The organism is Acidipropionibacterium thoenii DSM 20276, from assembly GCF_000423445.1.
Lineage (GTDB): Bacteria > Actinomycetota > Actinomycetes > Propionibacteriales > Propionibacteriaceae > Acidipropionibacterium > Acidipropionibacterium thoenii.
In genome coordinates this window covers 1-8,869 of record NZ_AUHZ01000034.1, presented here as the reverse complement: position 1 = coordinate 8,869, position 8,869 = coordinate 1, and the positions used below count along the sequence as shown (strand labels likewise).

11 protein-coding genes, 1 tRNA gene and 1 rRNA gene are annotated in these 8,869 nt (G+C 64.2%); 8 read left to right on the top strand and 5 right to left on the bottom strand.

The genetic code is table 11. The features are described 5' to 3' along the window. On the top strand, positions 1-322 hold a 322-nt coding region (locus G554_RS0109115; protein ID WP_027587651.1), incomplete at its 5' end, for an ISL3 family transposase. Between the two features lie 175 nt (positions 323-497). Here the strand turns inward: G554_RS0109115 and G554_RS17685 are convergent. From G554_RS17685 to G554_RS0109105, 3 genes are all read right to left on the bottom strand, one after another. Next, positions 498-935: a transposase gene (locus tag G554_RS17685; protein ID WP_154654247.1), complete on the bottom strand. Its 438-nt coding sequence runs from the start codon at positions 933-935 to the stop codon at positions 498-500. Positions 936-1,360: 425 nt separating this feature from the next. Beyond that, positions 1,361-1,771, bottom strand: coding sequence for a hypothetical protein (locus G554_RS18735; RefSeq protein ID WP_483756911.1), 411 nt, complete (start codon positions 1,769-1,771; stop codon positions 1,361-1,363). Between the two features lie 86 nt (positions 1,772-1,857). After that, positions 1,858-1,943: transfer RNA gene (locus G554_RS0109105), tRNA-Leu, on the bottom strand. 254 nt (positions 1,944-2,197) lie between these two features. On the opposite strand from G554_RS0109105, the gene G554_RS0109100 reads away from it, so the two are divergent. Continuing rightward, positions 2,198-3,508: a citrate synthase gene (locus G554_RS0109100; RefSeq protein ID WP_051232810.1), complete on the top strand. Its 1,311-nt coding sequence runs from the start codon at positions 2,198-2,200 to the stop codon at positions 3,506-3,508. 3 nt (positions 3,509-3,511) lie between these two features. On the opposite strand, the gene G554_RS0109095 is transcribed toward G554_RS0109100, so the two are convergent. Then, the gene (locus tag G554_RS0109095; RefSeq protein WP_027587648.1) at positions 3,512-4,471 is read right to left on the bottom strand and encodes an aldo/keto reductase; all 960 of its coding nucleotides are present in this window, start codon (positions 4,469-4,471) and stop codon (positions 3,512-3,514) included. Between the two features lie 138 nt (positions 4,472-4,609). On the opposite strand from G554_RS0109095, the gene G554_RS0109090 reads away from it, so the two are divergent. The 4 genes from G554_RS0109090 (at position 4,610) to hisG (ending at position 7,169) form a co-directional block, all read left to right on the top strand. Further along, on the top strand, positions 4,610-5,191 hold the full coding sequence (locus tag G554_RS0109090; RefSeq protein ID WP_027587647.1) for a DUF3090 family protein: 582 nt from the start codon (positions 4,610-4,612) through the stop codon (positions 5,189-5,191). 87 nt (positions 5,192-5,278) lie between these two features. Then, positions 5,279-5,962: a nicotinamide riboside transporter PnuC gene (gene pnuC, locus G554_RS0109085; protein ID WP_027587646.1), complete on the top strand. Its 684-nt coding sequence runs from the start codon at positions 5,279-5,281 to the stop codon at positions 5,960-5,962. Positions 5,963-6,022: 60 nt separating this feature from the next. Continuing rightward, positions 6,023-6,289: a phosphoribosyl-ATP diphosphatase gene (locus tag G554_RS0109080; protein ID WP_027587645.1), complete on the top strand. Its 267-nt coding sequence runs from the start codon at positions 6,023-6,025 to the stop codon at positions 6,287-6,289. A gap of 16 nt (positions 6,290-6,305) precedes the next feature. Then, positions 6,306-7,169: an ATP phosphoribosyltransferase gene (gene hisG, locus G554_RS0109075; protein WP_027587644.1), complete on the top strand. Its 864-nt coding sequence runs from the start codon at positions 6,306-6,308 to the stop codon at positions 7,167-7,169. 69 nt (positions 7,170-7,238) lie between these two features. Here the strand turns inward: hisG and G554_RS15635 are convergent, their stop codons facing one another. Continuing rightward, positions 7,239-7,730 carry a hypothetical protein gene (locus G554_RS15635; protein WP_154654246.1) on the bottom strand — a complete coding sequence of 164 codons (492 nt, stop codon included), beginning with the start codon at positions 7,728-7,730 and terminating at the stop codon, positions 7,239-7,241. 37 nt (positions 7,731-7,767) lie between these two features. Between G554_RS15635 and G554_RS0109065 the strand changes: the two genes are divergently transcribed. Further along, positions 7,768-8,280: an SseB family protein gene (locus tag G554_RS0109065; protein WP_051232811.1), complete on the top strand. Its 513-nt coding sequence runs from the start codon at positions 7,768-7,770 to the stop codon at positions 8,278-8,280. A 437-nt stretch (positions 8,281-8,717) separates the two neighbouring features. After that, a 16S ribosomal RNA gene (locus tag G554_RS0109060) occupies positions 8,718-8,869 on the top strand; the annotation flags it as partial.

Here is an 8,869-nt window from a genome sequence, read left to right as displayed (position 1 = left end):
ACGCATGGTCACCGCCTACCGCGACCCCGACCCTGCTCGCGGCCGAGACCTCATGAACAAGCTCATCGCCAGCCTCGCCAGCGGCGTCCCAGCAGCGCTGGTCGAACTCCGCACACTGGGCCGCACGCTGAAGCAGCGGGCGGTCGACGTGCTGGCCTACTTCGACCGGCCCGGCACCAGCAACGGTCCCACAGAGGCGATCAATGGCCGCCTCGAGCACCTCCGCGGATCAGCCCTCGGCTTCCGCAACCTCACCCACTATGTCGCCAGATCCCTCCTCGAAACCGGCGGGTTCAGACCTCAGCTACACCGTGGATTATGATGAGCCCGTAATCCCGACATTCGAGGAGTGTTCTCTCAGTATGACGAGGTTTACAGGTGGTTCATGCTGGACCTCGATCTCTCAATCTGGAGAATCCCGTGCGGGAGACTTGATATTTCGGGGAATAGCTGGGTGGAACTCACGTCCGAGGAGGATCGGAAATACCGGGAATCGTTCAGGTTGTCGCATCCAATTCCGAAAGTGACACCGCTTCCTCCAAATTTCCCGCCAGTGTCGGGTTATGCATACGTATCATCGCTTGATCCTGGTGTTTCGGGGTTGTAGGAATCATCCGTCCAGCCCCTGACTGAAGCAGCGGTTTCCGGGTTGTTGGCGTTTGCGGTTCAGGAGTAGCCCAAGAATGCGTGGCGCCGGCAAGCTGGTCTTCGATGGCTTTCTTGTAGCCGCGCAACGGGTCCTGACTCGTGGCCCGAATACGGGCCCGAAACGTGTCACCTCGTTGCTTGAACCAGTTCATGTACACCGCGTCGGATCGGCCCGGCGCCCGGTCGAGCAGCCTGGTATGGGTGCGTCCGTGCCTGGCATAGGCAAGGTCGACCATCCGGGTCAGCTCTTTCGGACCGTGCTCGTTGATGCTGACGTGAAGTCCCACCTGCCGGGACGGAGCTTCACCCGGCTCACGGCCTGCTCGACATGGATGACTTGTTTTCTGAGCTGGATGTCGCGGCGGCGCAACCCTCTCGCCTCGCTCGAACGCGGTCCGCACCAGACGCACACCATCAGCGCCACCCGGTAGTGCTCGGGAACCGCCCCGATGTGGGCCATGTCTGGGCGGGGGTCAATGCCTCGACGGTCGCCGCTGAATGGGACGGGACCGGTTTCCCGGCTCCCTTGAGATGGCAGGGATGGTCTCGATGAACCCGTCGTCGACGGCATCCCTCATCACCGAGGGCAGTAGCTGTTAGGCCCAGGCGTTCTGAGCCGGTGTTCCACGGTCCAGATGGTCCCACCAGGTGGCGAGGTCGGCACGGGTGATCTCGTCGAGCCGCTTGCGTCCCAGCCAGGTCCCGGTGATGCTCAGACGGGCGTCCTTGCGGTACAGGTCGACTGTGGTGGGTGCCAGTGGTTTGCGGACGCGTCCCGCACGGCGCAGGATGACCGTCTCGATCCACTCGGTGACCGTGGGGTGCTGTTCTCACGGGCCTCGGCCTCCAGTGCCTCGGCCCATCGTTGGGCCGGAGGGGTCCACAGTCCCTGGCTGATGAGCTTGCGCTCCTCCGACATCCACCCCTCGGCGTACTCCCGGTCGACGAACGTGCTCGGCGCAACGTGCCTGTGGTGATCAGGACCGATGTAGCGGGCCTGCCAGTTCCCACTCGCCAACTTCCTCGTCCTGCCGAACGTCCTCCGGTGACTCTCCCGCCCTCCTCGGTTGATGCGGTCGGTCCGTGCCCAATACGAGCCCAATGAAACCCGTCTCGTGCCCATTCATGCCCCCCCTGTGCGGACTTCCTCGTAAATGACAAGTAGCCCGTGACTAGGTGTTGAACCTAGTCACGGGCTACTTCTCCGTGTGTCCGAGAGAGGACTTGAACCTCCACAGCCTAAAACGGCCACTAGCACCTCAAGCTAGCGCGTCTACCAATTCCGCCACCCGGACCGGGCATCGACGAGGAGCTGAGCGCACCGCGTCACAGTCATGGAACTTTATCCTGATCGATCCGGGTCCCGCAAATCTGGTACCGGCGATGGACCTGCGGCAGTCGCGGGGCGGACCTGGTGGCAGAATCCGACTATGGATCCAGTCACTGCGACGGCCATCATCCGCCTCTCCGATGGACGCACCATCTGCGGCTCAAGGCACACCCGGTTCGGAGCCGGGACTGTCGACGACACACCCTTGGAGGCACGACGATGAATCAGCAGGTAGACACTCAGCCGATCAGCGAGACCTGCACCCTCACTCTGGAGGGTAAGGAGTACGTCTTCCCGGTCCTGGTCGGAACCACCGGCAAGAAGACCATCGACATCTCGGGTCTGAGGGAGTCATCCGGGGGGATCACGACCTTCGACTCATCCTTCGCCAACACGGCGTCCTGTTCCTCGGCGATCTCCTGGATCGACGGGGAGAAGGGCGAACTGACCTACCGTGGTATCCCGATCGAGACGATCGCCGAGAAGAAGATGTCGTTCACCGAGACGGCCTGGCTGCTGATCTTCGGGAAGCTTCCCACAGAGGCCGAGCATGAGAACTTCGGTGGGCTGCTGGCGGAGTACTCCGCGCTGCACCGGTCGATGGAACTGCACTTCAACGCCTTCCCGCCCAACGGGCACCCGATGGCGATCATGTCCTCGATGATCAATGCGATGAGCACTCACGACCGTCCCAGGATCACCGACGAGGAGTCGTTCACCGAGTCGGCGGCGAAGCTGCTGTCCAAGGTGAGGACGATTGCGGCCGCGTCCTACAAGGCCTCGGTCGGGGAGCCGAATATCTACCCCCGCCATGACCTGAAGTATGTGGAGAACTTCCTCCACATGATGTTCTCCCTGCCGTACCGCAAGTTCGAGACCGATCCGGTGATCTCGGACGCCCTCAATCTGTTCTTCGTGCTGCACGCCGACCATGGTCAGAACTGCTCCACCTCCACGGTGCGGATGGTGGCCTCCTCCGGGGCGAACCTGTTCACCTCCTGCGCCGCCGGGGTGTGCGCCCTGTGGGGCCCGCGGCACGGCGGCGCCAACGTGAACGCCGTCAAGGGTCTCGAGGACATCGCCGACTCGGGTCTGACTCCCAAGCAGTACGTCGCCCGGGTCAAGGACAACAAAGGTCGTATCCCAGGTTTCGGGCACCGGATCTACCGCAACTGGGATCCGCGAGCCAAGATCCTCAGAGCCACCTGCAATGAGTTGCTGGACAAGCTCAACCGCATCGATCCGCTGTTGGACATCGCCCAGGATCTGGAACAGGTCGTCCTCGACGACGACTACTTCATCGAGCGCCGGCTGTACCCCAACGTGGACTTCTACTCCGGCATCGTGCTGCGAGCGCTCAACATCCCGCTCAACATGTTCACCGTGATGTTCTCGATCGGTCGGATGGCCGGCTGGATCGCCCAGTGGAAGGAGGTCCACGACGATCCGAAGGGACGTATCGACCGTCCACGGCAGCTCTACCGCGGCCCGGCCCTCACGCCATGGATCCCGATCGAGGAGCGCGGCTGACTCTCAGCGCAGCAGGTTGGGCCCGCCGGTGATGTCGTCCAGGGCGGCGGTGATCGCGGCGGGCAGGCTGTGCTGCTCGGCGTCCAACAGCTCCGTCAGCTGAGACGGGGTCCGGGGGCCGACTATCGCCGAGGACACCTGCGGGGCATCACGAACCCAAGTCAGTGCCACCTGGGCGGGGGTCAACCCCAGCCCTGTACCAGCCCTGGCGACCGCCTCGACCACGGCCCGCGCCTTCTCGGTGAGATAGGGCTCGACGAACCAGGACAGCTGCTCATTGGCCCCGCGGGAGTCGCGTGGGGTCCCGCCCCGGTATCGGCCCGCCAGTACTCCCCGGCCCAGCGGCGACCACGCCAGCACGCCCATCCGATGATGGTGCGCGGCGGGGACGACCTCGATCTCGGCCCGGCGGGCCAGCAGTGAGTACTCGACCTGGTTGCTGATGATCGGCATCCGCGACAGTCCGGCCCGCTGCCATGTCGCCGCGGCCGAGGACTGCCAGCCCACGAAGTTGCTCACCCCGACATATCGGGCCATTCCCGAGCGCACCGCATGGTCGAGGGCCTCACAGGTCTCCTCGAGGGGAGCGTCCCCCCAGGCGTGCACCTGCCACAGGTCCACATGGTCGGTGTGGAGACGTCGCAGGGACCCCTCCAGATCTCTCAGCATCGCTGAACGGGAGGTGTCCACCACCCGATTGGCACCGTCGACGGTGAATCCGGCCTTGGTGGCGATCACCAGATCGTCGCGGTCGACATCGGAGTGGAGGGCTCTGCCGATGATCGTCTCGGCGGTCCCTGAGCCGTATGCCGGGGCCGTGTCGACGAGACTCCCGCCGGCCGCCACGAATCGTCTGAGCATGGTGCGGGCATCACGCGAGTCCGTCTGGGCTCCCCAGGTGAGGGTCCCCAGACCCATCCTGGAGACCCTCAGTCCGCTGGCACCCACCGTTCTTGACAGCATCTGTCTCCTCCTACCGGCCGGCACGGCGACGCCTGCCCACAATAGTGGTGACTGTGCCTTCGATGTCGTGGACCGCACCGGATGTGACGAGGACAGCGCACGGCTGTCGGGTGTGTCCGAGCCCCTACAGTGTGGGTCATGACCCGAGTCACCCACCGCTACCAGCACCCTGACCGCTTCGTGTGCGGGACGGTCGGCTGGCCGGCGGACCGGGTCTTCTACCTGCAGGTCAGGCAGGACGATCGGATCACCACCGTCAGATGCGACAAGGAGCAGGTGGATCTGCTGTCGGGACATGTCGACCGAATCCTCGACGATCTCGCCCGCCTGACGGCAGGCGTACTGAGCATTCCCGATGCCGTCGAGGAGCCCGATGACGCCGACCCGCTGGACTCCCCGCTCGAGGAGGAGTTCACCACCGGGGCGATCGCGATCTCCTGGGACAACGCCGGCAATCGGCTGGTGGTGGAACTCTTCGCGGTCAGTGAGGACGAGATGATGAGCGCCGACCCGCAGTTGCTGCTCTATGCCAGCCCGGAGGATGCACCGGACTCCGTGGAGGTGCACCTGAGCCCCGCCCAGGCTCGGGAGTTCGTGGCCCGATGCAAGGCACTGCTGGCCTCGGGGCGACCGGCCTGCCCCTTCTGTGGTCAGCCCGTGAACCCGGGTGGCCACATCTGTCCGCGCTCCAACGGTTATCGCAGGCCGCTGTTCCTGTAGGGCGGGCCGATCTCAGGGCCGGCGTGGCCGGGCACCCGGTTCTGGCACAATTCGCATGACGTCGTCGGCCCCAGGAAGGGCGTTCTGATGGGTGAGATCATCATTCGGTTCCTCAACGCCCAGCTGGACGTCGGGTTGGGCAGGCCGATCCTGTGGCGGGAGATCGTGGGAAACCTGTTCGGGCTGGCCTCCGCGCTGGGAGGGGCCAGACGCCGGGTATGGGCCTGGCCGGTCGGCATTCTCGGCAATGTCCTGCTGTTCACGGTCTTCCTGGGCGGTGTCTTCCACACCCCCCAGGATCTGGACCTGTGGGGACAGGCCGGGCGACAGGTGTTCTTCATCATCACCTCGGTCTACGGCTGGGTGGTGTGGGCCAACTACCGGCGCAGCCACGCCGAGTCCCAGGCGGCGGTCAAACCGCGCTGGGCCACCGGCCGCGAACGTCTGGTGGCGGGGGCCGTTGCCATCGTGATGCTGGTGGTGTTCTACCTGGCACTGAAGGCGCTGGGCTCGTGGGGTCCCGGAGCCGATTCCTGGATCCTCACGGGCTCGATCCTGGCCACCTATGGGATGGCCCGAGGATGGAACGAGTTCTGGTTCGTGTGGATCGCGGTCGACCTGGTGGGCGTCCCCCTGCTGCTGTCGGCGCACTACTACCCGAGTGCGCTGATGTACTCCTTCTATGCCGCGTTCTGCATCTTCGGATTCGTGACCTGGTGGCGTTCGGAGCACCGACCCGCAGATGAGGCGGTGGCCACGGCGGACAGCTGAGTCCGACCGCAGACTGGTCGATGGGCAACCAGGCGGATCTTCTCGGCTAGGCTGAACAGAGTGAGTAAGACATTCGATGAACTCTTCGCCGAGCTGTCCGAGAAGGCCAGCAGTCGTCCCGAGGGCTCGGGCACAGTCGCCGAGCTGGATCGCGGAGTCCACGCGATCGGCAAGAAGATCGTTGAGGAGGCGTCCGAGGTGTGGATCGCCGCCGAGTACGAGGGCAATGACCGCACTGCCGAGGAGATCAGCCAGGAACTCTACCACCTCCAGGTGATGATGATCAAGCAGGGCATCAGCCTCGACGACGTCTACAAGTACCTCTGAGCCCGACAGGACCGACGTGCACGATCAGGACGCGCAGCTGCGCATCGCCGTTCCCAACAAGGGAGCACTCTCCGAGGCTGCCGCCTCCCTTCTTCTGGAGGCCGGCTACCGACAGCGGACCGACCGCAAGGATCTTCGGCTGTTCGACGAGGAGAACGGGGTGGAGTTCTTCTACCTGCGCCCTCGCGACATCGCCATCTACGTGGGGGAGGGGACCCTGGACCTGGGCATCACCGGTCGGGATCTGCTGCTCGACTCCGGGTCGCCGGCCATCGAGGTCAAGGGCCTCGGTTTCGGCCGCTCCCGTTTCCGGTTCGCAGCTCCTCGTGAGCAGCAGAACACCGTCGAGGGACTGGCCGGAAAGAGAATCGCCACCTCCTACCCGGGACTGCTCACCGGCTACCTGGATCAGCAGGGAATCTCTGCGAAACTGATCCATCTGGACGGGGCTGTGGAGTCCTCGATCGGCCTGGGGGTCGCCGATGCGATCGCCGATGTGGTGGAGACCGGCACGACCTTGCGCAGGGCCGGCCTGGAGATCTTCGGTGAGGTCATTCTGGAGTCCGAGGGAGTCCTCATCAGGCGTCACGGGTTCGAGGGCGGTCCCGATTTCGACCACTTCATGAAGCGCATCGAAGGTGTTCGGGTCGCCCGCAACTACGTGATGCTCGACTACGACATCCCCGAGGCGGCCCTGGAGGCCGCCACCGGAATCACCCCTGGGCTGGAGTCGCCGACCGTTTCGCCGCTGTCTCGTGGCGGCTGGTACGCGGTGCGCGCGATGGTCCCGAAGACTCAGGTCCAGTTCCTGATGGATCGGCTGTGGGATGCCGGGGCACGAGCGATTCTCTCGACTGATATTGCGGCCTGCCGCATCTGAGTGCTGGGTGGCCGCCGCATCTGAGTGCTGGGTGGCCGCCGCATCTGCCGGCGGAGTGGTGCATCCGGTTCAGTCGATGCCGCGGTCCTTCAACAGGTTCATCAGGTCACGGTCCTCATCGGTGAAACCGGCCTTGTCGGGATTGTCCGAGGACTTCACGGCCTTTGCTGGTCGCGGGGAGCCGGACCGCGCTGCCGGGCCAGGGCTGACGGCATTGGCCCTCTTCCGCTCGAGCCGACGCTGCCTACCCTGCTTCCTGGTGACGGGTTCGATGTAGCCGGCGCCGAGCCAGCCGATCACTCCCACTGCCGCGACTGCCAGACCGACCCATGACGTGGTGTCCAACCGGGCAGTGCGAATCCAGTGGATCGTCTGCTCGATCCAGGCGGTGATCAGGCGGGTGAGACCCAGCAGCCACAGCCCGACAGGGACCAGGGCTGCGGCGACACCACGCAGTAGGCTGCGCATCGAATGACGGCGCAGCCACATCCACACGGCCCAGCCGAGTGGCAGTGCGATCAATACGACGGACGCGACAATGGTCGCGGTGGCCTCACTCATACCTCAACTGTTGCACATCCACGGTAGCCTGCGGCCCGTGCCAAGTCTGTTGACGCCGATCAGCGGGGACCGGGGTGAACCCGACCCGCGGGTACGCACTGCGATCGCCTCCGCGAGGGCTTCCAGGAGCGACTACCTCGACGCCGTGGTGGCTCTGTGCTCGGCACGGCTCTTCATGGCGGTGATGGCACCGCCGCGTCCCGATGAGGACCAGGAGGAGACCGCCGGTCTCGATGATGCGGCGATCAGGCCGCGCGTCGATGAACTGGGGGCAGTGCTGCTGACCCATCCCGATGGCACCACGGCGTTGCTGTGCTTCACCGGGCTGGACGCGCTGACCGCCTGGGACGGAAGGGCCAGGCCGGTTCCGGGCACTCTCGATGACCTGGCGGCCACCGTGACGGAGGCCGACGCCGACGTCCTGCTCGTCGATGTCGCCGGCCCGGTTCCGATGACCATCGGCCCCGATCTCATCGACCGGCTGTCCGGCGGACACCGCCTGGTGAAGGTCGCGGACGGCGGCTACGGCTGGATGAAGGTCGACGGCTGACCGCTCCGGTCGACGCTCGGCGCGGCCTGCCAGGCCGCCGGAGGACCCACAGTTGCACTCCTGGCTGCCGTCGGGTAACGTTCTCCGAGCTGTCCGACGATGGCTCCTCCTGCTGGAGGAGGTCGGGAAGATGACGCCGGGTTTGACTCGGAGGATTCTTCCGGGTAATGTTCGGATGGTTGCGCCAAGCCGGGGTGTGAGTCCTGGTGCGGGTCGTGTGTGATGTTTGAGAACTCAACAGTGTGTCTATTTTTTAGTCAATAATTTTGTTTGTTGATGCACAACTTGGTTGTGTGTCGGATTTATTGATTCCTTTGATTGATTTCGATTGATCATCTGATGGAAGTCAGTTGGTTTGTTGGGGTTTGTTTTGGATTCTTTGATGTGGTTGCCTGTGCTGCTGCCTGTTGTTGTGGGTGGTGGTTGGTGATATTTTTTCATTGGAGAGTTTGATCCTGGCTCAGGACGAACGCTGGCGGCGTGCTTAACACATGCAAGTCGAACGGTAAGGCCCTTTCGGGGGTACACGAGTGGCGAACGGGTGAGTAACACGTGAGTAACCTGCCCATCACTTCGGGATAACGCTGGG

Bases quoted from the DNA above. Each gene is read 5' to 3' on its own strand.
- G554_RS18735 (WP_483756911.1), bottom strand. From the start codon at position 1,771: ATGGGCACGAGACGGGTTTCATTGGGCTCGTATTGGGCACGGACCGAC.
- G554_RS0109100 (WP_051232810.1), top strand. From the start codon at position 2,198: ATGAATCAGCAGGTAGACACTCAGCCGATCAGCGAGACCTGCACCCTC.
- G554_RS0109095 (WP_027587648.1), bottom strand. From the start codon at position 4,471: ATGCTGTCAAGAACGGTGGGTGCCAGCGGACTGAGGGTCTCCAGGATG.
- G554_RS0109090 (WP_027587647.1), top strand. From the start codon at position 4,610: ATGACCCGAGTCACCCACCGCTACCAGCACCCTGACCGCTTCGTGTGC.
- pnuC (WP_027587646.1), top strand. From the start codon at position 5,279: ATGGGTGAGATCATCATTCGGTTCCTCAACGCCCAGCTGGACGTCGGG.
- G554_RS15635 (WP_154654246.1), bottom strand. From the start codon at position 7,730: ATGAGTGAGGCCACCGCGACCATTGTCGCGTCCGTCGTATTGATCGCA.